Source organism: Burkholderia sp. S-53 (assembly GCF_025560745.1).
Classification (GTDB): Bacteria; Pseudomonadota; Gammaproteobacteria; order Burkholderiales; family Burkholderiaceae; genus Burkholderia; species Burkholderia pyrrocinia.
The window spans coordinates 2,781,599-2,802,527 of sequence record NZ_CP090483.1; the positions used below are offsets into that span (position 1 = coordinate 2,781,599).

The window sequence follows — 20,929 nt, forward strand, 5'->3', positions numbered from 1 at the left end:
TTTCGATCTTTCGGCGACTATTCACGTCAGCACAAAGTTTGCACTCGCAAAGTGACTTTGATTCTGTCAATGTCGGCGGAATTCTCTCAATCAGGTGAAAAAATAAGGATATTTTTTCGACGCCTGCGACACTTTGACCTCGGCCATCGCGCTGTTGCGGCGCAACAACGTCGTCAACCGACTTTCATTTGCCCCTTTCTTGAGACTTGCGCCGGATCAAGATTTGTGTACCGCCGCAAATTTCGCCAGTCTTTGTGACCGGTCACCGCCGCGACTTCCGGAATATCCCACCCGCCCTCGAAGAGCGCACTCGTCGCCTCATGTCGCATATCGTGCAGACGTAAATCGACAATGCCCTTGTCGTCGCACGCCAACTTGAAGTACTTGCTCGCCGTGCTCTTGCTGAATCGAAAGATGTACTCGTTTGGATGCGGCTCGATCGTCGGGTCCACCTTTCGCTTCGCCTCGTATGTCGGCGGCACCGGATATCGTGCCTGACGCAGCAACACCTCGAGCGAATCGCCGATCAGCGGCACCCATTCATCGTTACCCTTCTTCTGTCGCGGATGTTTGCGATCACGGACGAGCGCGAGCCGCCGCTCGACGTCGAGATCCGACCACGTCAACCGAAACAACTCGCCCCGCCGGAATGCGCTTTTCATAGCAACGCGAATCACATCCGGCACCGCCTGCTCGCGCTCCGGGTGCTCTGCAAACCACTGGAAGATTTTTACGATCTCGTCGCGAGTCGGTCGACGATCCCTATGCTTGCCGGGGCCGATGAGCTGCAGGTGATCAAGTGTCGGACGCGCGATGCTCGGAGCATGCGGCAATCGCAGATCGAGTAGCGACGCCATGTGCTTGTACACGGTCCCGAGCTTGGATATGTCCATGTCAATCGTGTACTGCCCAGCCCCCTCTTTCTTTCGCTCCTGGGCGAACTTCACCAGCCGCTTGGTCGACAGCTTCGCCGCCACTTCATCGTCAAAGTGACTTTCCAGCCGCTTGAGCATGTAGTCTTCGTTCGACTTGTCGGCCACTGCCCGGCCGGAATCGTTCCGAGCATTTCGGTACAGGCGCACCAACTCGCCGACCGTGATCGTCTCCTCGTCGACGGCACCCTGCCCCTTGTCGATACCACCCTCGATCTCGCGCGCCCACGCTTCGGCCGCGCCCTTCGTTCGAAACGTCTTTGATATACTCTGTCCCCGCCTGCGGACTTGAGCCCGCCAGCGGTCGCCGATCTTGAGGATCGAAGCCATGAAACACCCCGTTTGTGGACTGTAGCAATGCGTCATCCACATACGCTGCTACAGGGTCGATTTGTAGCAGAATTGTAGCAGGCGGGGCGTTAAACTATGCTTCACAACTCGTCATTTCGCGTCATGCGCGGAACGACGAAAATCCCGGAGACGCACACAGGACAAGGCTAAGAGCCTGATTTGCAAGGGGTCAGTCCTCCCCGCTCAAGCTATCCGCTCCCCGTAGTTCAATGGATAGAACAAGCGCCTCCTAAGCGCTAGATACAGGTTCGATTCCTGTCGGGGGGACCAGGAAATCCCTCGCAAAGCCTTGGCTGGCTTGCCTGACAGGGATTCCAGGGTCGTGTGTAGGTACTACACTGGTTACTACAGGTGGTACTACATGGCCTTGTTGCGCCTCTCCTCCATCGTGTCCGTGAAGCTCGGTTACAGCCGGTCAAAGCCCGGTAGCTCGCTGCTCTACTTCTACCGCCGCATCCCCGACGATGTGAAACCGTTGCTCCCTGCTGGCTCAAAGTACGCGGGGAAAACCCACTACGTGGTCTCGCTGCAAACGTCGGACCCGAGGGTTGCCGCGCCCCATGTCAAGAAGCTGCTCCAGCAGAGCGACGAAGAATGCGAACGGCTGCGCAATCCCACGCGTGCGGATGTCCAGCAAGAAGCCCGCGCATTGCTTGCGGAGTACGGCGTCGACCCGGCCAACCTTGAGGAAAACTGCAGACCGGCACCATCATCGTCAGCACTACAGACGCTCCTTTCTCGATGAAGAACCCCGAGCACATCGAGACGTCAAACCGGATCGAGATCCGACTCGTCGAGCAAGATCTCCTCCCCGCCTGCAAGGATCTGCAAGCGCGATGCCGGCGCGATAGTCCGCGTCGGCATCGTCGGTTAGAACAGCCCCATCGGCTGCGCCGCATCGGCCCAACTGAAGATGGTCAGTTCGTTCCGGTCGACGCCTTTCCCACCGCTGGCCGTGTACTGAAGCCGGCGAGCATGGAAGTTCCATCGATGATTGCCGTCGACACACGCAGCCGCGAGTCGGCGACGAAGGACGGACTCTTCAGCTTGACGGCATGGGATCATATGCGGGTGTGGCAGAGCACCGCTCGATGCAACACACGACCAGAGGGGTAAATGATGATCGATGGTTTGGTGAGTGGGCGCCTCTACGGCGAAGCCCAGATCGGGACAGGACAGAATGGAAAGCGGTTCGTGACATGCAAGGTCCGCGCGACTGCTGGTGACGGCGAAACACTATTCGTGAATGTGATCGCATTCAACGACGACGTCCAGACCGCGTTGCTCGCTCTCGGAGACGCGGATAGCGTATCGCTCTCAGGCGCGCTTACGCCGAAGGTCTGGACTGACAAGAATGGCCTCGTGAAGCCGGCGCTCGATATGGTTGCTCACGGGCTCCTGACGGCGTATCACGTTCGCCGCAAGCGGCAGGTGGTCAGCGGCGAATCGGCGCCTCAAGACTCCCACGCCGACGGCCACCCAGATGATCCCCTGTGAGTCGAGGAGCTTGTATGCGACTACGTCTCTGGTATGACCGATGCGTATGCTGTCGAAGTCTACGACCGCCTCTTCGGCAAGGGAACATCGATGTTTAAGCCGTTTTAATCGATCTGCGCGGCTATCGATGGCCACGCCGGCGACTGACCATGGATATATTTTTGGTGGATCGATTGGTGGGTTCGAGCGCCGCCCGAGCTTGAACACCTTTCCGCACACAGAAGTGCGGCGGACCGCTGGAACCAGCGAAGCTGCCCCCGTGGCATCGATCGTCAGGAGGTTGTTTTGGGGGTCTTTTTACACCCCATGGTCACCAGTCCTTTCTCCCTCATGTAGACATGAATTCTGTCGGGGGACCAGAAATTTCCCGCACTTTCCCTTGTTCACGACTTGCCGTCGGACACGATCTGCCGGAACCGCGCACGCAGAACGCCGTCAGGCGACCGCACCCGCCCCCGCTCCTTACATCAACCCCGTCCGCACCTGCGGCATCAGGCTCGCATCCGCGCCCGTCACGGTAAACGCACCGGTCGCCGACGCACCTGCCGGCCGCGCCAGCAAGCTGCCATCGCCCAACTGGTTCGCATCGACGACGATCTGGCCCACCGCACAACCGCTCGACAGCAGCGACACCGGCGAACCAGCTATCGACGAGAACGTATTCCCCGTCACGCTGAACGAACACACGTTCCCGTACGCCCGGAAACCCGCATAACCGGAGCCCGACACGCGGTTGTCCGCCACCGTGACATCCGACACCGCTCCCGACCACGTATCCAGCTCGATCGCGCCCTGCTGGGTCGGCTGCAGCCCATTGTTCACGTTCGAGTTCTGGATGTTGGTCACGGTATTGCCCGTGATGACGACGTTCGAAGACCCGTAGGTTTTCCAGCTGTCCTCCTGCGCGACCAGGATGCCCGCCGCCTTCTCGACGCCGTCGACCGTATTGTTCGAGATCGTCACGGCCTGGCCGCCGACCACCGAAATGCCGCGCCCCCACGCGTTGCCGGACACCGCGTTATGGTCGATCAGCACATTGCTGCTGAGGCGGCCATCGCCGACATAGCTGACGACGGCGATCAGGTCGTCGCCGGTGCCCGTCACCGTATTGTTCTGCACGAGCACGTTGGTCGAACCGTAGGTCGCATGGATGCCGTCGGCCAGCGTCGCCCGGACGGTATTGCCGACGATCGCGACGCCGCTGCCGCCGAACACGAAGATCCCGCCACTGGCGCCGCCATCGATCGTCACGCGAAGCACCTGGACGCCCGCGCCCGTCACCTCGACCTTGGTCGAAGCCGGCGTCGTGAGCCGCGTCGTGCCGGTGCCGGCCAGCGTCACGCCCACGAGCGTCGATCCGGCGCCGCTCATCACGATCGTCTGGTCCGCCGGATTCGTGGCGGCCAGCGTCGCGCCGTATCCGGAAATCACCACCTGCGGCACGGTCACCGACAGCGAACGCCCGACGACGTAGCGGCCCGGCGAGATGACGAGCCGCTGGCCGGCCTTCAGGCTGTCGAATGCCTTCTGCAATGCGTCGGCCTGGTCGCTGCCGTCGGCGGCCGGAAAAACCGTGACGTCCGCGACGAGGGTCGACCCGGCGCCGTTGGCGGGCGAAAGTGTCGCACCGGCCGGCGACGTCGAGCTACCCGAGTTCGCAGACGACGTTGACGATGTCGATGAAGTCGATGTGCCGGATGCCGCGCTGGCGGGCACGGCCGGCGATGTCGATGTGCCCGCAACGGTCTGCGGCAACGACGCCGCCCCGCCGTCGCCACCGCCGCCACATGCAGCCAGACCAAGACAGAGCGCGGCGAGTGTCGCCCGTTCCACTGTGTACATACGATGTCCGCGATCCCAAGATGGCGCCATCGTAAGTATGCCAGACCACTTTGCAAATAAACTCTGTGCCCGAGCTTCCGCGCCGTACATCAAACGGGTCGCTGCCCCCCCTTCATTCATCACGGCGTCATCACGATGACATGCGACACGTGATCGCACTCTGCCTGATCGCGGCCCGCATGCGGCGGACATTGCATAGAATCCCGAACTTTTCGCCGCATACGGAACCCGACCATGATTCGCACGCTCGCGGCACTCGCCGCACTTTCGGCCCTGACCTGCACGGCGAACGCCGCCGATACCGGCACCGCGTCCGGCACGGCGCACGCGAAACAGCGCTACGTCAGCCCGGGCATCGCCAACGTCACGGGCGCGACAGCACCGCGCCCGGGAAACGCGTCCTCCGACGCACGCTGCAGGGAACTGGCCGCCGGCATCGACGCTGTAACGCATGCACCCGACCGCGGCCAAAAGGTCGTGCGCGGAATCGGCCCGGACGGCAAGCCGCGCAACGAACTGCAGGCTTACGACAAGCGGGTCAACCTGGAAACCGAGCATCTACGGCTCGGCTGCCGATAACGAACGCAACGCCACCCGGCGAAATCACGCCGGGCATCGGCGTTTACGCGTTCGCACCGCCATCGATCGTCAACCCGGTCCCATTGATCGACCGCCCTTCCGGCCCGACGACGAACGCAACGAGCGCCGCCACGTCATCGGCCTTGCCGTACTTCGGAATCGCCATCCGCGAACGCTGCGCACCGGCATGTTCGCCGTCGGCCGGATTCATGTCGGTATCCGTCGACCCCGGATGCACGATATTGACCGTGATGCCGCGCGGCCCGAGATCGCGCGCGAGCCCCTGCGTCCAGCCGATCAGCGCGGCCTTGCTCGCCGCATAGAGGCTCATCCCCGCATCGGGCACGCGCGTCGCGAGGCAACTGCCGGTCGACACGATGCGCCCACCCTCCCCGAGATGCCGCGCCGCCGCCTGCGACGCGACGATCACCGCGCGCACGTTCACGTTCAGCGTCGCGTCGATATCGTCGAGCGTGAGGTCGTCCAGCGTGCCGGCCCGGAAAATCCCCGCGTTGTTCACGAGGATGTCGAGACCGCCGAACGCCTCCGCGGCACGATCGACCGCGTTGCGCACCGCCGCCGGATCGGCGCTGTCGGCCTGGATCGCGACGGCTCGACGGCCCAGCGCCTCGATGCCGGCGACGACGGCCTGCGCCCGCTCGGCCGATTTTTCGTAGGTAATCGCGACGTCCGCGCCATCGGCCGCCAGCCGTTTCGCGATGGCCGCGCCGATGCCGCGGCTGCCGCCCGTGACAAGTGCACGCTTGCCCTGAAGTCGATCCATGTTCGTTCCTTTCCTTATTTATGTAACGGCCGACACAGAATGTGGCAAGTTGCGCGACACTGTCAATTGAATTATTTTATCGATCGATACAGATATCGACGAAGGGAGGGAAGCAATGGCTGAACGTGGCCGACCGAGAAGCTTCGACAAGGAAGCGGCGCTGGATCGCGCGATGGAGGTGTTCTGGCGTCTCGGCTACGAGGGTGCGTCGATGGCGGACCTGACGGCCGCGATGGGCATTGCGTCACCGAGCCTGTATGCGGCGTTCGGCAGCAAGGAAGCGTTGTTCCGGCAGGCACTCGAGCACTACCGCGCAACGGAGGGGCGGGAAATCTGGGATGGCGTCGAGCAGGCCGGCAGCGCGTACGACGCGATGCGGAACTACCTGATGGATACCGCGCGCGTGTTCACGCGGCGGTCGAAGCCGGCCGGCTGCCTGATCGTGCTGTCGGCACTGCACCCGGCCGAGCGTTCCGACACCGTCCGGCAAACGCTGATCGCGATGCGCGAACGCACGGTCGAAGCGCTGCGCGAGCGCCTCAGGCAAGGTGTCGCGACCGGCGAGATTGCGACGCACGCGAACCTCGATGCGATCGCGCGGTACTACGTGACGGTTCAGCAGGGAATGTCGATCCAGGCGCGCGACGGCGCGAGCCGTCGCGACCTGGAGGCGGTCGCGCAAGCCGCGCTGGCCGCGTGGCCGGCGCTCGTCGGCGCGAGCGGCGGCTAGCGGCAGGACGCCGCAGCCGCGCGCGGCCGCACCGGCACGTTACTGCTTCGCCGCGCGCTGCACGTCCTTCGACGCGTGCCACACGCGATAGCGCACCTCGAAGCCGTCGGGTACATAGACGACGAGCGGCAGGCGGCTGTTGTAGCGCAGCAGCTGACCGTCGCCGCGCACCTGCACGAACCGTTGCTGCGGCGCCTGGCCCGGACACGCCATCAGCGTCGACGCCGGCCCCTTCACGTCGGTGAGCCGGTAGTACGTATAACCCCAGCCCTTCACGTCCTCGGCGGTCAGCTCGCCGCCGAACCACTGCTGGTTGCAGTCGGTCTGCAGCGTCTTGCCGATCATCAGCTCGACGCGCGCATCGCCCTCGTTCTCGAGCGCGGGCAGCGCGATCACGGCGCGCTGCTGGCCGACCGCTGCCTGCGGAAACATCTTGATCGACTCGGCCGGCACGGCGGGCGCCGATGCGGGGCCTGCCGCGCACGCGGCGGCAGTCGTGACGCAGAAAGCGGCCAATGCGGCCCGGATCGCGAATTTCATCGATGTGCTCCTGAAAAACAAATGAGCCCTGGATGCTAACACTTTCGCCGCGCGACCTTACGGCGCTGTAATTTCACGACACAATTCCGAACAGCCGGCAGTCCCCGCGCGCGGTACTTATACGGGAACCAACGGAGAACATCATGCTGAAGCTCATTGCTGCCGCCGGCGTCGCGACCCTGCTGGCCGGCTGCGTCGTCGCACCCGACGCCGGATACGGGTACGGCTACGGACAGCCCTACTATTCCGATCCCGGCTACGCGTACGCCGCCCCGGTGTACGGCACGGTCAACATCTGGGGCGGCGGCGGCGGGCGCGACTGGGATCGCGGCCGGCGCGACTACCACCGCTGGGACGGCGATCGCGGCAACCGCGGCAGCGGCTGGGGACGCGGCGACGGACGCCGCGGCGACTGGAACGATGGCGGCGGGCGCGGCGACGACGGCGGCGGCCATCGCCACTGACGTTCAATTGCAACCGTTTGTATCCGCACACGGCCAGCCGATGGCCGGCGCATCACGCGGACGAACGAACGGCCGCGGAAAAAACCAAGGCCCTCGCATGAAGCGAGGGCCTTTTGTCGTCCGGTCCGGCGCGGCGAACTCCGGGAGGTGCCGGCCAGCCGGCACCGAAGCCGGTCACGCGTCGCGCACCTGCCTGCTTACCAGCCGGCCGGTTGCGCGTAGCCGCGCGACACCGGCGCACCGCACACATACGCGCGCTGATAGCGGTCGTAGCAATAGTTCGGGCCGTCGTCCTGGTACTGCGCCTGCTGGTAAGTCGGATAGTCAGGCTGCTGGTACGCAGGCGCCTGGTAGTACGTCGGCGGCTGATAGGCCGGTGCCTGGTACGCGGGCGCCTGATACACGACGGGCGGATTCATCGCGGACGTCACGATTGCGCCCAGCACCGCGCCGCCGATCAACGCGCCGATGATGGCGCCGCCGTCGCGGCCATGCGCGGACGCCGGACCCGCCACGGCGAGCGAACCGGCGAGGACACACACTGCGGCAATCTTTTTCATGATGGACTCCCACGCGAAGTGGTACTGGATGCGATGCATTGTGGCGGCGCGCGGCCGTAATAGATGCAGCAAGTGGTAACGCGCCATTACGCGTATCGCACACGCCGAAACGCAGCGCCGCCGTGCTACGATTTTCGGCACTCAGGAGACGCCTTCATGCAGCCCGAAACCGCCCGCCGTTTCGATACCGAATTCGCGCCGCGCATCGCGCAGGCAATCGCCGCCTTCTTCGCCGATCACGTGCTGACCGACGTCATCCCGTACGGCGGGCACGGGCACCCGACGCGCGTGCAGATCCGCAGCGCGCCGCACGAGCATGTGAGCGGCTTCGTGCATCCGCTGAATCTCGAGCTGACCTGGGACACCGACGAAATCGAGCGGCTGATGGAGCCGGACGGCCCGCATCGCTTCGAGCACTACCTGGCCGCGCTGCCGAAAAAACTCGGTGCGTGGCAGGGCGCACGCGACATCGATCTCGCGTCGCGCACGCAGGCCGACCCGCTCGTGCGGCTCGGCGGCCTCGACTTCGAAGGCTGAGTGCGCGCGCCGGCGTCGCGCAATACGACCCGGTGATACACTCGACCGGCCCCGGTCCGGTGCAGCCGCGCCGGCCGGGCCGTTCATCGCCGCCTCCACCCTTTTCGCATGGTTGCGCACGCAACCGGCAACCGGGCGCGCGGACAACCACGCTTTCGCTCCCGCCATGAACGCCGATACCGGTCTGCCGCTTCCGCAACGCTACTGGGCGATCGTCTGCGTCGCATTGGGCATCACGCTCGCCGTGCTCGACGGCGCCATCGCGAACGTCGCGCTGCCGACCATCGCGCGCGACCTGCATGCGTCAGACGCCGCGTCGATCTGGATCGTCAACGCCTACCAGCTCGCGGTCACGATCACGCTGCTGCCGCTCGCGTCGCTCGGCGAGCGCATCGGCTATCGCCGCATCTACATCGCCGGGCTCGCGCTGTTCACCGCGGCGTCGCTCGGCTGCGCGCTTGCCGGCTCGCTGCCGATGCTCGCCGTGATGCGCGTGATCCAGGGCTTCGGCGCGGCCGGCATCATGAGCGTCAACGCGGCGCTCGTGCGGATGATCTACCCGTCGTCGATGCTCGGGCGCGGGCTGTCGATCAATGCGATGGTGGTCGCGCTGTCGTCCGCGATCGGGCCGACGGTCGCATCCGCGATCCTGTCGGTCGCGTCGTGGCCGTGGCTGTTCGCGGTCAACGTGCCGATCGGCATCGCCGCGGTACTCGGCAGCGTGCGTGCGCTGCCAGCCAACCCGCTGCACGACGCGCCGTACGATTTCCCGAGCGCGCTGATGAACGCGTGCGTGTTCGGCCTGCTGATCACGGCCGTCGACGGGCTCGGCCACGGCGAAGGCCATGCGTACGTCGCGGCCGAGCTGGCCGTCGCGTTCGTCGTCGGCTACTTCTTCGTGAAACGTCAGTTGTCGCAGCCGGCGCCGCTCCTGCCCGTCGACCTGATGCGCATCCCGATGTTCGCGCTGTCGGTCTATACGTCGACGGCGTCGTTCACGTCGCAGATGCTCGCGTTCGTCGCGCTGCCGTTCTGGCTGCAGAATTCACTCGGCTTCTCGCAGGTCGAGACCGGCCTCTACATGACGCCGTGGCCGCTCGTGATCGTGTTCGCCGCGCCGCTCGCGGGCGTGCTGTCGGACCGCTATTCGGCCGGCATCCTCGGCGGGATCGGGCTCGCGCTGTTCGCAGCCGGGCTGCTGTCGCTCGCGACGATCGGCGCGCATCCGGGCACCGTCGACATCGTGTGGCGGATGGCACTGTGCGGCGCGGGCTTCGGGCTGTTCCAGTCGCCGAACAACCGCGCGATGCTGTCGTCTGCGCCGCGCGAGCGCAGCGGCGGCGCCGGCGGCATGCTGAGCACTGCGCGACTGACGGGCCAGACGCTCGGCGCCGCGCTGGTCGCGCTGATTTTCGGGCTCGTGCCCGATCGCGGGCCGACGATCGCGCTCTATGTCGCCGCGGCCTTCGCGGCGGTGGCCGCGATCGTGAGCATGTTGCGCATCGCGTCGCCGCGGCCGGACACGGTGGCCTGACACCACGGCGCGCCGCACCGGCGCGTCATGCGGCGTCGAGCGCGTCCATCACGAAGCGCACCCGTGTCTTCACGCTCACGCGCGGCAACTCGATCAGCCGGTACCCGTACGACGTGTAGCAATCGACCATCGCGTCGTAGGTGCGCACGGCTTCCGCGAAATCCTGCCGGCGCTCGGTGTCCTGCGCATAGATGTCGGGCCACGGCGGCGCGATGAACACGCGCCGGTGATAGCGGAAGCGGCGCGCCGCGGCTTCCGCATGCGCGGGCACGGCCAGCCCCGTCAGCCGCAGGTAGCCGACCACGTCCGGCACGCCGCGGTCGAAGAACACGGGCCCGCGCGCGTGCCGCGCAAGATGGTACGAGCGCATCTCCCAGCTCAGCATCAGTTCGGCGAACGCGGCCGGGTCGCGCCACGGCAGCGCTTGGCCGTCGACGGCCACCTGGTCGCGGATCACGCCTCGCCCGGCCTCCTGCGAGCGCGCGAAACCGGCGCGCTCGAGCGCGTCGAGCAACGTGCTCTTGCCCGAACCCGGGCCGCCCGTCACGACGAAGAAACGGCCGGTGGCGTCGTCGGTCGCGTCGTCGTCCTCGGCGCGCTGCGCGAACTCACGCATGCGCAACCCGCCGGCCCGCGCGCTGCGTGACCGATGCGGCCGCCGCGACACTGCGCAAGTCGGCGACGAACGTATCGCGCCAGACCGACAGGTCGTTCTCGCGCAGGCGCGCGAGGTTCTCCTCGTGACGCGCCTGCCGCTCCGCGAGCGGCATCGACAGCGCGCGCTCGAGCGCCTCGGCCATCTGCGACAGGTCGTACGGATTCACGAGGAGCGCACCGGTCAGCTCGGCCGCCGCGCCGGCGAACTCCGACAGCACGAGCACGCCCGGATCGGCCGGGTCCTGCGACGCGACGTATTCCTTCGCGACGAGGTTCATCCCGTCACGCAGCGGCGTCACGTAGCCGACCTGCGACATCCGGAAGAACGCCATCAGCAGGTTGCGCTCGTACTTGCGGTTCAGGTACTGGATCGGCGTCCAGTCGAGCTGCGAAAAACGGCCGTTGATGCGGCCGGCCTCGCCTTCGAGGGTTTCGCGGATGTCCTGGTAGGTCTGCACGTCGGAACGCGTCGGCGGCGCGATCTGCACGAGCGACACGCGCCCCTGCCAGCCCGGTGCATTCGTGAGCATCCGCTCGAACGACTGGAAGCGCTCGACGAGCCCCTTCGAGTAATCGAGGCGGTCGACGCTCATCACCAGCTTGCGGCCGTCGAGCGCCTCGCGCAGCATCTTCACCGGCTTGCGCGCACTGTACTGGACGGCCGCCTGCGCGATCGCGTCCGGATGCACGCCGATCGGATAGGCGGCGACCTTCACGACGCGGCCGTGCGCGTGCAGCATCCCGTCGTCGCTCGCCGCGCCGATCCCGCGCCGCTCGATATAGTCGGTGAACGCCTGCTTGTCGGCATCGGTCTGGAAGCCCGCGACGTCGTACGCGCACATGAACTTCACGAGTTCCTCGTGCGGCGGCACGAGGCGCAGCATGTCGGGCGACGGAAACGGGATGTGCAGGAAAAAGCCGATCGGGTTCTTCACGCCGAGTTCGCGCAAGAAGTGCGCGAACGGCAGCAGATGGTAGTCGTGCACCCAGATCAGGTCGTCGGGCCGCAGCAGCGCGGCGAGCTGCTTCGCGAGCATCGCGTTCACGCGCAGGTAGCCCGCGTACTCCTGCCGGTCGAAGCGCGCGAGATCGCCGCGGTAATGGAACACCGGCCACAGCGTCGCGTTCGAGAAGCCGCGGTAGTACTGGTCGTAGTCGCGCCGGGTCAGCCCGACCGTCGCATACGTGACGTTGCCGTCCCGCTGGATCGCGGGTTCGGCATCCGGCGCACCGACGATCTCGCCGTTCCAGCCGAACCAGACGCCGCCGGTTTCCTTCAGCGCGTCCATCACGCCGACGGCCAGGCCGCCCGCGCTCGGGCGCGTGTCCTCGCCGGCGGCGACACGGTTCGATACCACGATCAATCTGCTCATGCGGCTTCCCCTCCTCGATTCGATTGGCTGGCGCGCGGCGCGCGCCAAGGCTCACGCGGCTGCCCGAAAGCGGCCGTGCGGCGATTCAGTTCCGAGAAATGCAATGAAATGCGGCTGCGGAATGCGACGACGACGGGATCAAGCGTCCTGCTCCTGGCCGAGGTCGCGTTGATAGTCGAGCCCTTCCGGGCGGGCGCCGCCCTGGTTGTGATCGCCGTCGGACGGCGTTTCGCCGGGTGCACCGGATGGCGGTGCGGATGGCGCGTCGGTCTGTGGACGCGGTTGGTCCGCCCCCGCGTCGGGTGGCCGATGCGAAAACCGTTTCGGACGACGCATGGCTGGGTGTCTCATATGAGGCGCGGCTCGAAGCCGTCGTAGAAACATTCCATAACAAAACAGTCTAGGTCGGTTCCTTGCACGCCAAAGTAACAATTACCTTCAATTTGTAACGTTTCGACCCCGCGTCAGCCATCTGTCCGAGAATAGCGCCGCGCGCCCGCGCGGCATGCCATTCGGCGATTTGTCAAAGCTTTGCATTTTTCCTATGACAATTGCGAAACAATGACGCGGCATGGAGGCGCGCAAGCGTCGCCGCTCACCCAGACAGGACTTGCATTCAGGGATGAACATTCGTTTCGAATCGTCGCGCCGGGCCATGCCGGCGCGCGTCGTGCTGGCCGCACTCGCCACGGCCGCACTGCTGTCCGGCTGCAACTCGCTGTACAGCGAAGGCGCAACAGCCGGCGCCGGTATCGCGGGCGCCGCGATCGCTTCCAAGGTCACCAACAACGCCGCCGTCGCGACAGGCATCGGCCTTGGCGCCGTCGCCGGTGCGCGTGCGGGTGTCCAGTACACGCAGCGCGTCGCGCACCGCTACACGCAGGAACAGATCGCGAAGGCAGCCGGCCCACTCGACGTGGGCGGCGTCGCGCCGTGGTCGACGAACCACTCGTTCCCGATCGAGGACGACGAGCAGGGCCGCGTGACGGTCAGCCGGATGATCAGCATCGGTCCGCTCGACTGCAAGGAAATCGTGTTCGCGGTCGACACGCCCGCGAAGCCCGACAAGGCAGCGCAATCGGCGTTCTACGTCGCCACCATCTGCCGCGACGGCCCCGTGTGGAAATGGGCGTCGGCCGAACCGGCAACCGAACGCTGGGGCGCGCTGCAATGAGCGTCGCGATCCGTATCGCGGCGATCGGCGCGCTTTGCGCGGCGGCGGCCACGCTGTCGGGCTGCGGGTCGGTCGGCGCGGCGAGCGGCGCGCTCGCCGGTGCGGCGACGGGCCTCGTCACCGCGAACCCGGCGGTCGGCCTCGGCGTCGGGATCGCCGTGCAGGCCGCGACCGACGAGGCCGTCAACCGCACGATGAAGCAACTCCATCAGAACCAGCAGGACGCGATCGCGAAGGCGGCCGGCAGCCTGGCCGTCGGCGAAATCAAACCGTGGAAGGTGAAGAACACGCTGCCGCTGGAAAACGGCGAAGGCGAAGTGCGCGTCACGCGCGCGTACTCGTCGGCGCTCGCGCTGTGCAAGGAATTCGCGTTCTCGGTGAAGGACGGCGACAAGGCCGACTGGTATTTCGCGAGTGCGTGCCAGCAAGGCACGCACTGGAAATGGGCGTCGGCCGAACCGGCTGTCGACCGCTGGGGCAATTTGCAGTAACGGGGCGATGCGCTGCGTGACGCGCGGCGCATGCGGCTGCCGGGCTGAACGGCCCGGCACGATCGATCAGGACTCGACGTCCTCGAGGCTGAAGATCTCGGTCTGGTCGTTGTACGAAAAGATCTCGCCATAACGGCCCCAGTCGATCACCGCGTCGAGCGTTTCCTCGGCCGCACCGTCCGACAGGGAATCCTCGAGCTCCTGCTCGAAGCGCACACGCGGCGCACGATGGCCCGGACGCTCGTTCAGTACCTTCTTGATCCGCGCAGCCAGCGGCACGTGCTTCAGCAGGTGATCCGCGAACATCAGCTTGCGCTCCTGCGTGCCGAATTCCGCGAACACGCGCCCCGGCGGCGTCAGGAACACGTCGCCTTCCCGCACGTCCGCGAAACCGAGGTACTGCAGCACTTCGGCGATCGGGAACAGATCGTCCACTTCCAGATGCAGCGTGCGCGCGATTTCCGGCATGTCCGCGCGGCCATGGTACGGCGCCATCGCGAGCGTTTCGATCAGGCCGGCCATCAGGTTGGTCGACACCTGCGGCAGCCAGCTGCCGAGCTCGAGCCCCTTCTTCGTCGCCTCGCCGGTCTGGCGGGCCGTCATCTTCGCGTAGATATCGTCGACGAGCTTGCGGAACGCCGGGTCGAGCCGGTTGCGCGGATGCTTGAACGGCACCTTGATCTCGGCGATCACGCGGCCCGGGTTCGACGACAGCACGAGGATCCGGTCGCACATGAACACGGCTTCCTCGATGTTGTGCGTGACGATCAGCACCGACTTGATCGGCATCCGCCCTTGCGTCCACAGGTCGAGCAGGTCGGTACGCAGCGTCTCGGCCGTCAGCACGTCGAGCGCCGAGAACGGCTCGTCCATCAGCAGGATCGTCGGATCGACGACGAGCGCGCGCGCAAAGCCCACGCGCTGGCGCATGCCGCCCGACAGTTCACGCGGGTACGCGTTCTCGAAACCGTCGAGACCGATCAGGTCGATCGCGGCGAGCGCACGCTCGCGCCGCTCGCGCGCGCCGACGCCGAGCGCTTCGAGGCCGGCCTCCACGTTCTGCAGCACGGTGAGCCACGGGAACAGCGCAAACGTCTGGAACACCATCGCGACGCCTTCGGCCGGGCCGCGCAGCGGCTGGCCGAGATAGGTCACTTCACCGCCGGTCGGCTCGATCAGGCCGGCGATGATGCGCAGCAGCGTCGACTTGCCCGAGCCGGAACGGCCGAGCAGCCCGACGATCTCGCCTTCGCGCAGCGACAGGTTCGCGTCGTCGAGCACGAGTAGTTCACCCTGCGTCTTGTTGAAGCCGCGGCAGACGTGATCGACGCGCAGGATTTCCTCGCCGAGGCGCGGCGGCTGGGACGTCTGGACGGGGGCGTTTACAGCATTCGGATTGTGCATCGCGTTTCGCTCTCAATCGGTCTCAGTCGAGCCGCAGCTTCGCTTCGGCAAAGGCATACAGCGGGCGCCACAGCAGGCGGTTGAACAGGGTGACGAACAGGGACATCACGGCGATGCCCAGGATGATCTTCGGGAAGTCGCCGGCGGCGGTGGTCTGCGCGATGTACGCGCCGAGGCCGTGCGCCTCGATCTTGGTGGTGCCCCACTGCACGGCTTCCGACACGATGCTCGCGTTCCACGCGCCGCCCGACGCGGTGATCGCGCCGGTCACGTAGTACGGGAAGATGCCGGGCAGGATCGCCTGCCGCCACCACTGCCAGCCACGGATGCGGAAGTTCGTCGCCGCTTCGCGATAGTCGTTCGGGTAGGACGTTGCGCCGGCGATCACGTTGAACAGGATATACCACTGCGTGCCGAGCACGATCAGCGGCGACAGCCAGATGTCGGGGTTCAGGTGGAAGCGCGCGATCACGATCACGAACACCGGGAACAGCAGGTTGGCCGGGAACGCGGCGAGGAACTGCGCGAGCGGCTGCAGCTTCTCGGCCAGCCTCGGGCGCAGCCCGACCCACACACCGATCGGCACCCAGATCACCGATGCGATCGCGATCAGCACGACCACGCGCAGCAGCGTGATGAGCCCGAGCACCAGCACGTGGCCGACCTCGGCCATCGTCACGCCGGTCGACACGAAGCTGACGACGCGCCACACGATATAGGCCGTGCCGATCAGCACGAGGGCCGCCCAGGCGATGTCGACCGTGCGCGACGCCTTCTTTTCGACGCGCGGCAGCGCGAAGCGCATCGCACCCGACAGCGGCAGGCGCAGCGGAATCCGCGCAGCCTTGGCGAAGAACCAGCCGGCCGGCACGAGCAACTGATGGATCAGGCGCGTGCGGCGCACGAGGTCGAGCAGCCACGACTCCGGCGCGTTGCCCGAGCTCGTGTTCTCCATCCGGAACTTGTCGGCCCACGCGACGAGCGGGCGGAACAGGAACTGGTCATAGGCCAGGATCACGACCGTCATCGTGAGGATCACCCAGCCGATCGCGCCGAGGTTCTTGTCCGAGATCGCCTGCGCGAGATACGCGCCGATCCCCGGCAGCGTGATCGTCTGGTTGCCGACGGTGATCGCTTCCGACGCGACGACGAAGAACCAGCCGCCCGACATCGACATCATCATGTTCCAGATCAGCCCCGGCATCGAGAACGGCACCTCGAGCTTCCAGAAGCGCTGCCAGGACGTCAGGTGGAAGCTCCGCGACACTTCGTCGAGATCGCGCGGCACCGTGCGCAGCGACTGGTAGAAGCTGAACGTCATGTTCCACGCCTGGCTCGTGAAGATCGCGAAGATCGCCGCGAGCTCGGCACCGAGCACGCGGCTCGGGAACAGCGCGAGGAAGAACGTGACCGTAAACGAGATGAAGCCGAGCACCGGCACCGACTGCAGGATGTCGAGGATCGGGATCAGCACCATGCCCGCACGACGGCTCTTGGCCGCGAGTGTGCCGTAGACGAGCGTGAACACGAGCGACGCGACCATCGCCGCGAGCATCCGCAGCGTGGTGCGCAACGCGTATTCGGGCAGGTTCGACGGGTCGAGCGAGATCTTCTGCGTCTGCAGGGTCCCGATCGGTGCCATCGTTTCGTGGAAGCCGACGATCGCCATCGCCAGCAGGCAGATGATCAGCGGAAACGCGATGAAGTCCCACCGGTTCGGCAGAACGCGCCACGCGGACGCGTTGGCGGTCCGGTTCGGATTGAAGAATCCGACGTCCATCAGGCGCCCTCCCCGGTAAGGCCGAACGAAGCCGGCAGTCGATGTTGATTCATGGCAAAGCGCACGGGCGCGGTAATTCGATTGACTGACGATCTCGCGCAGACGCGATGCGCCGTGCGTGCAAGCTGCGCCCCCGCGCGGCCCGGTCGAGCCGGCTCGCGACGGCACGACACTACACCAACCTGTATTTCAGGTACAACCGTCCCGGGGCGGCGCGACGGCGCCCGCCACGGGCGGCGCACGGATCGTGCCCGGCGCGCGGGTGGACGGCGGGTGCACGGTACGGGGCAGCCCGGCCGCAGTCGTTCGGCCGGCATGCAGGCCCGAATTATGCCGTGATCCGGGCCGGCCGTGAACCCGCCAGCCGCACGCAGGCGCAAACCGTGTCGGGCGTCAGGAGCCGGATACGGCGAAGCGGGTATGATCGGGGCTAGCCCTTGGGGTCTGTTGCGGCCGTTCTCGTGGCAACGCATGGCCGTTCCACATGTAAACAGACCTCGAGGATCGACCGACGAGCGGGAGGAAGGGAATGGCAGGAAACTTGGTGATCGTCTGCCGCGATCAGGATGCCGACGCGTTCTACGAACTGATGCAGGAATACGGGTCGTTCCAGACGCGGCTGTCGTCGACGGCATGGTACCTGAACATGAACGTCGTGCCGGAATCGCTGCAGGAGGAAATCCTGGAGCGCCTCGGCCGCTATACGACCGTCTACATCTTCGAGGCCACTACCGTGACCTACAACACGATCGACAGCAACGCGGCGGAGACGCTCGGCACGCTGTTCGAATGATGCCGCGCGGTGCTTGCCTGCCCGGGCAGGCGCCGCAATCGCTTACGCGGCCTGAGCGTGGGGCTCGTCCTTCGGCACGACCTCGAACGGAAACGTCATCGCGACGCGCAGGCCGCCTTCGGGGCGGTTGCCGATGTCGCACGCCCCGCCCAGCCTGAGCACGAGCCGCTCGACGATCGCGAGCCCGAGCCCGCTGTGGCCGTTCCCGCCGCGCGCGGGGTCGAGCCGCACGAACGGCCGCGTCGCGGCCGCGAGGTCGCGCGGCGCGATCCCGCCGCCGTTGTCGCTGACCGACAGCACGTAGCCGGTCGACGTGCGCGCCGTCTCGACGAGCACGGGCGGCGCGCCGTACGCATGCGCGTTGTCCAGCAGGTTCGACAGGATCCGGTCGAGCGTCGCCGTCGGCAGCCGGAAGCCCGGATCGGCGTCGAGCCGCGTCTGGACCGCCGGCGCATTCGGTGCGACCGCGCGATAGCTGCGTGCGATCCGCTCGCAGGCCTGATCGACCGGCACCGGCTCGCTGCGGTCGGACCCGCCGTGCGCAAACACCAGAAACTGGTCGACGATGTGCGACATCGAGTCGACGTCGCGCACGACGCCGTCGCGCAAGCGCGCATCGTCCATCATTTCCGCGCGCAGGCGCATCCGCGCAAGCGGCGTGCGCAGGTCGTGCGCAACGCCCGCCAGCATCACCGCGCGGTCGCTCTCGGCCTGCGACACCTGTTCCACCATCTGGTTGAAGCCATGCGTGAGCTGGCGCAGCTCGCGCGGGCCGCGCTCGCGCAGCGGCGGCACCGGCTGCCCGCGGCCGAAGCGCGCGACCGCGCGCGCCAGCGAGCGAAGCGGCTGCTGCAACTGCCAGGCCGCGAACAACGCGGCGATCACGCCGGCTGAGAAGATCGTGCCGAGCCACAACAGCATCCGGTCAAGCGAACGCGGCGGACGCAGCGGCTGCACGGGCACCACGATCCAGTTGCGGTCAGACGGCTCCTTCACCCACAGCACCGGCGGATGGCCCGGCGCGCCGATCTCGACGCGCGTGCCGGGCGGCATCCGCTCGCTCACGTCGTCGCGGAACCGCTTGAGCGCCGCCGGCAGGCTCGACGGATCGGCGTTCGGCACGTCGGCGCTGCCCGGCGTCACGAGCCGCACGCGCGACGGCAACGGCTGGTCGGGCGTGCGCTCGACGTGCTGGCGCACCGCGTCGACCAGGAACGCGGCCTCCTCGACCGCGTAACGGGTCTGCATCTGGTTGCGCTCGAGCCGCATCGCGAAGAACCACGCAAAGTGCGACAGGAGCAGGACGCCAACGACGAGCAGCGCGAGCCGCCCGAACAGCGAATCAATGGGTTTGCGCATGGGCCTCGCCGTCGGGCACGAACACGTAGCCGCGCCCGCGCACCGTCTGGATGAAGCGCGGCGTCGACGGATCCGTTTCAAGGATGCGGCGCAGGCGCCACACCTGGACGTCGATGCCGCGGTCGGTACCGTCGTATTCGGGCCCGTGCAGCAGCTCGAGCAGCCGCTCGCGCGTCAGCGTGCGCAGCGCATGGTTCACGAAGATCTTCAGCAGCGCGAATTCACTGCTCGACAGCGTGGCCGGCTTGCCGTCGACCGACAGCGTGCGCCCCTGGAAGTCGAGCACGAAGCGGCCGAATGCGAACGGCTCGCGCTGTTCGGGCGCGGCTGCCGACGGCGTCGCGCGGCGGCGGCGCAGCACGGCCTGCACGCGCGCGAGCAGTTCGCGCGGGTTGAACGGCTTGCCGAGGTAGTCGTCCGCGCCGAGTTCGAGGCCGACGATACGGTCGACGTCGTCCGCACGCGCGGTCAGCATGATCACGGGGATGTCGTCGCCGGCCGCGCGCAACTGGCGCAGCGCGGTCAGGCCGTCCACGCCCGGCATCATCAGGTCCAGCACGATCAGGTCGGGCCGCTCGCGCTCGAGACGCTTCTCGAGCGTCGCCGCGTCGTGCAGCACGGACACTTCCATCCCCTGGCGCACGAGATAGTCGCGCAGCAGGTCTCGGAGTTCTTGGTCGTCGTCGACGATGAGGATCTGGGTAGTCATGGCTTGAAGTTTACCGCGCGAGGGCGGAGTCGAAGAACGAAACAAAGGGACGAAAGGGTTACTGCGGGTTACCGCGCAAGGGAACTGTAATGCGCGGTAACCGGGCCACCGCCCCGCGTAACACCGGCCGGGGCCCGCATCGCTAACCTGCGTCTTACCGGATGCGGTACCTGGCTTTCCCCGGACTGCATCGCCGGACCCTTTGGATACAAGGAGTTTCTGAAATGTATAAGAAGACTTCCCGCGTGGCCATCGCGGCCGCCACTGTGCTCGCTCTCGCCTTCGGCACCGCGCATGCCGCGCAGCCCAACGACATGCCGCCGCCGGGCGGCCCCGGCATGCACCAGATGCACGAGCACGACGGCGGCCCGTTCGGCGCGATCATGAAACTGCACGACCAGCTGAAGCTCAACGCGTCGCAGGAACAACAATGGCAGGCGGCCGTCAGCACGATGAAGCAGAACCGTGACGCGATGCGCAAGAGCCACGAGCAGATGCGCGAGCAGTTCAAGGCGCAGCAGAACCAGCCGATCCTCGACCTGAACGCGATGCACACCGCGCGCCAGCAGGCCGAACAGCAGAATGCGCAACTGCGCGAGCAGACGTCCGCCGCATGGCTCGCGTTCTACAACGGGCTGAACGACCAGCAGAAGACCACGGTCAGCACGGCGCTCAAGCAGCAGTTCGCGCAGATGCAGCAGCGCCACGAGAAGATGAAGGAACGCTGGGAACAGCACCGCGCGGCCAAGGGCGCGTCGGCGCCGGCGCAGTAAGCCGGCAAGCCGCTCCCCGGAGCGGCGCCGAAGGGGACGCGGGCACCGGCACGCGTCCCCTTTTTT

24 protein-coding genes, 1 tRNA gene and 1 pseudogene are annotated in these 20,929 nt (G+C 66.5%); 14 read left to right on the plus strand and 12 right to left on the minus strand.

What is annotated here, in order from left to right; translation table 11 throughout:
- Positions 1-173: 173 nt before the first annotated feature.
- On the minus strand, positions 174-1,304 hold the full coding sequence (locus tag LXM88_RS17910; protein ID WP_262535437.1) for a site-specific integrase: 1,131 nt from the start codon (positions 1,302-1,304) through the stop codon (positions 174-176).
- Between the two features lie 174 nt (positions 1,305-1,478).
- On the opposite strand from LXM88_RS17910, the gene LXM88_RS17915 reads away from it, so the two are divergent.
- The 5 genes and pseudogenes from LXM88_RS17915 (at position 1,479) to LXM88_RS37300 (ending at position 2,888) form a co-directional block, all read left to right on the plus strand.
- Positions 1,479-1,553: transfer RNA gene (locus LXM88_RS17915), tRNA-Arg, on the plus strand.
- Positions 1,554-1,644: 91 nt separating this feature from the next.
- Positions 1,645-2,028, plus strand: a complete 384-nt coding sequence (locus tag LXM88_RS17920) for a DUF6538 domain-containing protein (protein WP_262535439.1) — start codon at positions 1,645-1,647, stop codon at positions 2,026-2,028.
- A pseudogene (locus tag LXM88_RS17925) lies at positions 1,971-2,111 on the plus strand (LysR family transcriptional regulator); the annotation flags it as partial. The gene LXM88_RS17920 and the pseudogene LXM88_RS17925, both read left to right, overlap by 58 nt.
- A gap of 291 nt (positions 2,112-2,402) precedes the next feature.
- Positions 2,403-2,780 (plus strand): single-stranded DNA-binding protein, encoded by a 378-nt coding sequence (locus LXM88_RS17930; protein ID WP_262542873.1) that lies wholly within the window; start codon positions 2,403-2,405, stop codon positions 2,778-2,780.
- Between the two features lie 33 nt (positions 2,781-2,813).
- A complete protein-coding gene (locus LXM88_RS37300) occupies positions 2,814-2,888 on the plus strand; it encodes a hypothetical protein (RefSeq protein ID WP_412524139.1) in 75 nt (24 codons plus the stop codon).
- Between the two features lie 354 nt (positions 2,889-3,242).
- Here LXM88_RS37300 and LXM88_RS17935 read toward each other — a convergent pair whose 3' ends face one another.
- Complete coding sequence (locus LXM88_RS17935) at positions 3,243-4,622, minus strand: right-handed parallel beta-helix repeat-containing protein (RefSeq protein WP_262535441.1); 1,380 nt, start codon at positions 4,620-4,622, stop codon at positions 3,243-3,245.
- A gap of 234 nt (positions 4,623-4,856) precedes the next feature.
- On the opposite strand from LXM88_RS17935, the gene LXM88_RS17940 reads away from it, so the two are divergent.
- Positions 4,857-5,201 (plus strand): hypothetical protein, encoded by a 345-nt coding sequence (locus LXM88_RS17940; RefSeq protein ID WP_262535442.1) that lies wholly within the window; start codon positions 4,857-4,859, stop codon positions 5,199-5,201.
- A gap of 43 nt (positions 5,202-5,244) precedes the next feature.
- On the opposite strand, the gene LXM88_RS17945 is transcribed toward LXM88_RS17940, so the two are convergent.
- Entirely contained in the window at positions 5,245-5,985 is a 741-nt protein-coding gene (locus LXM88_RS17945; protein WP_262535445.1) for an SDR family NAD(P)-dependent oxidoreductase, read from the minus strand.
- Positions 5,986-6,100: 115 nt separating this feature from the next.
- On the opposite strand from LXM88_RS17945, the gene LXM88_RS17950 reads away from it, so the two are divergent.
- Complete coding sequence (locus tag LXM88_RS17950; RefSeq protein WP_262535446.1) at positions 6,101-6,715, plus strand: TetR/AcrR family transcriptional regulator; 615 nt, start codon at positions 6,101-6,103, stop codon at positions 6,713-6,715.
- Positions 6,716-6,754: 39 nt separating this feature from the next.
- Here the strand turns inward: LXM88_RS17950 and eco are convergent, their stop codons facing one another.
- Positions 6,755-7,255 (minus strand): serine protease inhibitor ecotin, encoded by a 501-nt coding sequence (gene eco, locus LXM88_RS17955; protein WP_262535448.1) that lies wholly within the window; start codon positions 7,253-7,255, stop codon positions 6,755-6,757.
- A 143-nt stretch (positions 7,256-7,398) separates the two neighbouring features.
- On the opposite strand from eco, the gene LXM88_RS17960 reads away from it, so the two are divergent.
- Positions 7,399-7,719 (plus strand): hypothetical protein, encoded by a 321-nt coding sequence (locus LXM88_RS17960; RefSeq protein ID WP_262535450.1) that lies wholly within the window; start codon positions 7,399-7,401, stop codon positions 7,717-7,719.
- A gap of 197 nt (positions 7,720-7,916) precedes the next feature.
- On the opposite strand, the gene LXM88_RS17965 is transcribed toward LXM88_RS17960, so the two are convergent.
- The gene (locus LXM88_RS17965; protein WP_262535452.1) at positions 7,917-8,318 is read right to left on the minus strand and encodes a hypothetical protein; all 402 of its coding nucleotides are present in this window, start codon (positions 8,316-8,318) and stop codon (positions 7,917-7,919) included.
- A gap of 117 nt (positions 8,319-8,435) precedes the next feature.
- On the opposite strand from LXM88_RS17965, the gene LXM88_RS17970 reads away from it, so the two are divergent.
- Together LXM88_RS17970 and LXM88_RS17975 are read left to right on the plus strand one after the other, a co-directional pair.
- Complete coding sequence (locus LXM88_RS17970; RefSeq protein WP_262535453.1) at positions 8,436-8,816, plus strand: DUF5594 family protein; 381 nt, start codon at positions 8,436-8,438, stop codon at positions 8,814-8,816.
- 166 nt (positions 8,817-8,982) lie between these two features.
- A complete protein-coding gene (locus tag LXM88_RS17975) occupies positions 8,983-10,350 on the plus strand; it encodes an MFS transporter (protein ID WP_262535454.1) in 1,368 nt (455 codons plus the stop codon).
- A gap of 25 nt (positions 10,351-10,375) precedes the next feature.
- Here LXM88_RS17975 and LXM88_RS17980 read toward each other — a convergent pair whose 3' ends face one another.
- From LXM88_RS17980 to LXM88_RS17990, 3 genes are all read right to left on the minus strand, one after another.
- Positions 10,376-10,966 carry an AAA family ATPase gene (locus LXM88_RS17980; RefSeq protein ID WP_262535455.1) on the minus strand — a complete coding sequence of 197 codons (591 nt, stop codon included), beginning with the start codon at positions 10,964-10,966 and terminating at the stop codon, positions 10,376-10,378.
- On the minus strand, positions 10,959-12,380 hold the full coding sequence (otsA, locus tag LXM88_RS17985; protein WP_262535457.1) for an alpha,alpha-trehalose-phosphate synthase (UDP-forming): 1,422 nt from the start codon (positions 12,378-12,380) through the stop codon (positions 10,959-10,961). Before otsA ends, LXM88_RS17980 begins: the two co-directional genes overlap by 8 nt.
- A gap of 138 nt (positions 12,381-12,518) precedes the next feature.
- Positions 12,519-12,716, minus strand: coding sequence for a hypothetical protein (locus tag LXM88_RS17990; RefSeq protein WP_262535458.1), 198 nt, complete (start codon positions 12,714-12,716; stop codon positions 12,519-12,521).
- Positions 12,717-13,002: 286 nt separating this feature from the next.
- Here LXM88_RS17990 and LXM88_RS17995 point away from each other — a divergent pair, with 286 nt between their 5' ends.
- Together LXM88_RS17995 and LXM88_RS18000 are read left to right on the plus strand one after the other, a co-directional pair.
- Positions 13,003-13,554, plus strand: coding sequence for a hypothetical protein (locus LXM88_RS17995; RefSeq protein ID WP_096471485.1), 552 nt, complete (start codon positions 13,003-13,005; stop codon positions 13,552-13,554).
- Positions 13,551-14,045 (plus strand): hypothetical protein, encoded by a 495-nt coding sequence (locus LXM88_RS18000; protein ID WP_262535460.1) that lies wholly within the window; start codon positions 13,551-13,553, stop codon positions 14,043-14,045. The genes LXM88_RS17995 and LXM88_RS18000 overlap by 4 nt, the downstream gene beginning before the upstream one ends.
- Positions 14,046-14,111: 66 nt before the next feature.
- On the opposite strand, the gene LXM88_RS18005 is transcribed toward LXM88_RS18000, so the two are convergent.
- Both LXM88_RS18005 and LXM88_RS18010 read right to left on the minus strand, forming a co-directional pair.
- A complete protein-coding gene (locus tag LXM88_RS18005) occupies positions 14,112-15,449 on the minus strand; it encodes an ABC transporter ATP-binding protein (protein ID WP_034184771.1) in 1,338 nt (445 codons plus the stop codon).
- 22 nt (positions 15,450-15,471) lie between these two features.
- Positions 15,472-17,229, minus strand: a complete 1,758-nt coding sequence (locus LXM88_RS18010) for an ABC transporter permease (protein ID WP_262535462.1) — start codon at positions 17,227-17,229, stop codon at positions 15,472-15,474.
- A 529-nt stretch (positions 17,230-17,758) separates the two neighbouring features.
- On the opposite strand from LXM88_RS18010, the gene LXM88_RS18015 reads away from it, so the two are divergent.
- Positions 17,759-18,022 carry a double-stranded DNA-specific endonuclease gene (locus tag LXM88_RS18015; RefSeq protein WP_011352846.1) on the plus strand — a complete coding sequence of 88 codons (264 nt, stop codon included), beginning with the start codon at positions 17,759-17,761 and terminating at the stop codon, positions 18,020-18,022.
- A 42-nt stretch (positions 18,023-18,064) separates the two neighbouring features.
- Here LXM88_RS18015 and LXM88_RS18020 read toward each other — a convergent pair whose 3' ends face one another.
- On the minus strand, positions 18,065-19,381 hold the full coding sequence (locus LXM88_RS18020) for an ATP-binding protein (RefSeq protein ID WP_262535465.1): 1,317 nt from the start codon (positions 19,379-19,381) through the stop codon (positions 18,065-18,067).
- On the minus strand, positions 19,365-20,090 hold the full coding sequence (locus LXM88_RS18025) for a response regulator (protein WP_047898732.1): 726 nt from the start codon (positions 20,088-20,090) through the stop codon (positions 19,365-19,367). Before LXM88_RS18025 ends, LXM88_RS18020 begins: the two co-directional genes overlap by 17 nt.
- Before the next feature lie 224 nt (positions 20,091-20,314).
- Between LXM88_RS18025 and LXM88_RS18030 the strand changes: the two genes are divergently transcribed.
- The gene (locus LXM88_RS18030; RefSeq protein WP_262535466.1) at positions 20,315-20,863 is read left to right on the plus strand and encodes a periplasmic heavy metal sensor; all 549 of its coding nucleotides are present in this window, start codon (positions 20,315-20,317) and stop codon (positions 20,861-20,863) included.
- Positions 20,864-20,929 lie beyond the last annotated feature (66 nt).

What these genes read in the sequence shown, in the direction of transcription:
- LXM88_RS18000 (WP_262535460.1), top strand. Translation starts at nt 13,551, where the DNA reads ATGAGCGTCGCGATCCGTATCGCGGCGATCGGCGCGCTTTGCGCGGCG.
- LXM88_RS17965 (WP_262535452.1), bottom strand. Translation starts at nt 8,318, where the DNA reads ATGCATCGCATCCAGTACCACTTCGCGTGGGAGTCCATCATGAAAAAG.
- LXM88_RS17975 (WP_262535454.1), top strand. Translation starts at nt 8,983, where the DNA reads ATGAACGCCGATACCGGTCTGCCGCTTCCGCAACGCTACTGGGCGATC.
- otsA (WP_262535457.1), bottom strand. Translation starts at nt 12,380, where the DNA reads ATGAGCAGATTGATCGTGGTATCGAACCGTGTCGCCGCCGGCGAGGAC.
- LXM88_RS18015 (WP_011352846.1), top strand. Translation starts at nt 17,759, where the DNA reads ATGGCAGGAAACTTGGTGATCGTCTGCCGCGATCAGGATGCCGACGCG.
- LXM88_RS17940 (WP_262535442.1), top strand. Translation starts at nt 4,857, where the DNA reads ATGATTCGCACGCTCGCGGCACTCGCCGCACTTTCGGCCCTGACCTGC.
- LXM88_RS17920 (WP_262535439.1), top strand. Translation starts at nt 1,645, where the DNA reads ATGGCCTTGTTGCGCCTCTCCTCCATCGTGTCCGTGAAGCTCGGTTAC.
- LXM88_RS17910 (WP_262535437.1), bottom strand. Translation starts at nt 1,304, where the DNA reads ATGTGGATGACGCATTGCTACAGTCCACAAACGGGGTGTTTCATGGCT.
- LXM88_RS17970 (WP_262535453.1), top strand. Translation starts at nt 8,436, where the DNA reads ATGCAGCCCGAAACCGCCCGCCGTTTCGATACCGAATTCGCGCCGCGC.
- eco (WP_262535448.1), bottom strand. Translation starts at nt 7,255, where the DNA reads ATGAAATTCGCGATCCGGGCCGCATTGGCCGCTTTCTGCGTCACGACT.
- LXM88_RS18025 (WP_047898732.1), bottom strand. Translation starts at nt 20,090, where the DNA reads ATGACTACCCAGATCCTCATCGTCGACGACGACCAAGAACTCCGAGAC.
- LXM88_RS17995 (WP_096471485.1), top strand. Translation starts at nt 13,003, where the DNA reads ATGAACATTCGTTTCGAATCGTCGCGCCGGGCCATGCCGGCGCGCGTC.
- LXM88_RS17990 (WP_262535458.1), bottom strand. Translation starts at nt 12,716, where the DNA reads ATGCGTCGTCCGAAACGGTTTTCGCATCGGCCACCCGACGCGGGGGCG.
- LXM88_RS18020 (WP_262535465.1), bottom strand. Translation starts at nt 19,381, where the DNA reads ATGCGCAAACCCATTGATTCGCTGTTCGGGCGGCTCGCGCTGCTCGTC.
- LXM88_RS17950 (WP_262535446.1), top strand. Translation starts at nt 6,101, where the DNA reads ATGGCTGAACGTGGCCGACCGAGAAGCTTCGACAAGGAAGCGGCGCTG.
- LXM88_RS18030 (WP_262535466.1), top strand. Translation starts at nt 20,315, where the DNA reads ATGTATAAGAAGACTTCCCGCGTGGCCATCGCGGCCGCCACTGTGCTC.
- LXM88_RS18010 (WP_262535462.1), bottom strand. Translation starts at nt 17,229, where the DNA reads ATGGACGTCGGATTCTTCAATCCGAACCGGACCGCCAACGCGTCCGCG.
- LXM88_RS17945 (WP_262535445.1), bottom strand. Translation starts at nt 5,985, where the DNA reads ATGGATCGACTTCAGGGCAAGCGTGCACTTGTCACGGGCGGCAGCCGC.
- LXM88_RS17930 (WP_262542873.1), top strand. Translation starts at nt 2,403, where the DNA reads ATGATCGATGGTTTGGTGAGTGGGCGCCTCTACGGCGAAGCCCAGATC.
- LXM88_RS17935 (WP_262535441.1), bottom strand. Translation starts at nt 4,622, where the DNA reads ATGTACACAGTGGAACGGGCGACACTCGCCGCGCTCTGTCTTGGTCTG.
- LXM88_RS18005 (WP_034184771.1), bottom strand. Translation starts at nt 15,449, where the DNA reads ATGCACAATCCGAATGCTGTAAACGCCCCCGTCCAGACGTCCCAGCCG.
- LXM88_RS17980 (WP_262535455.1), bottom strand. Translation starts at nt 10,966, where the DNA reads ATGCGTGAGTTCGCGCAGCGCGCCGAGGACGACGACGCGACCGACGAC.
- LXM88_RS17960 (WP_262535450.1), top strand. Translation starts at nt 7,399, where the DNA reads ATGCTGAAGCTCATTGCTGCCGCCGGCGTCGCGACCCTGCTGGCCGGC.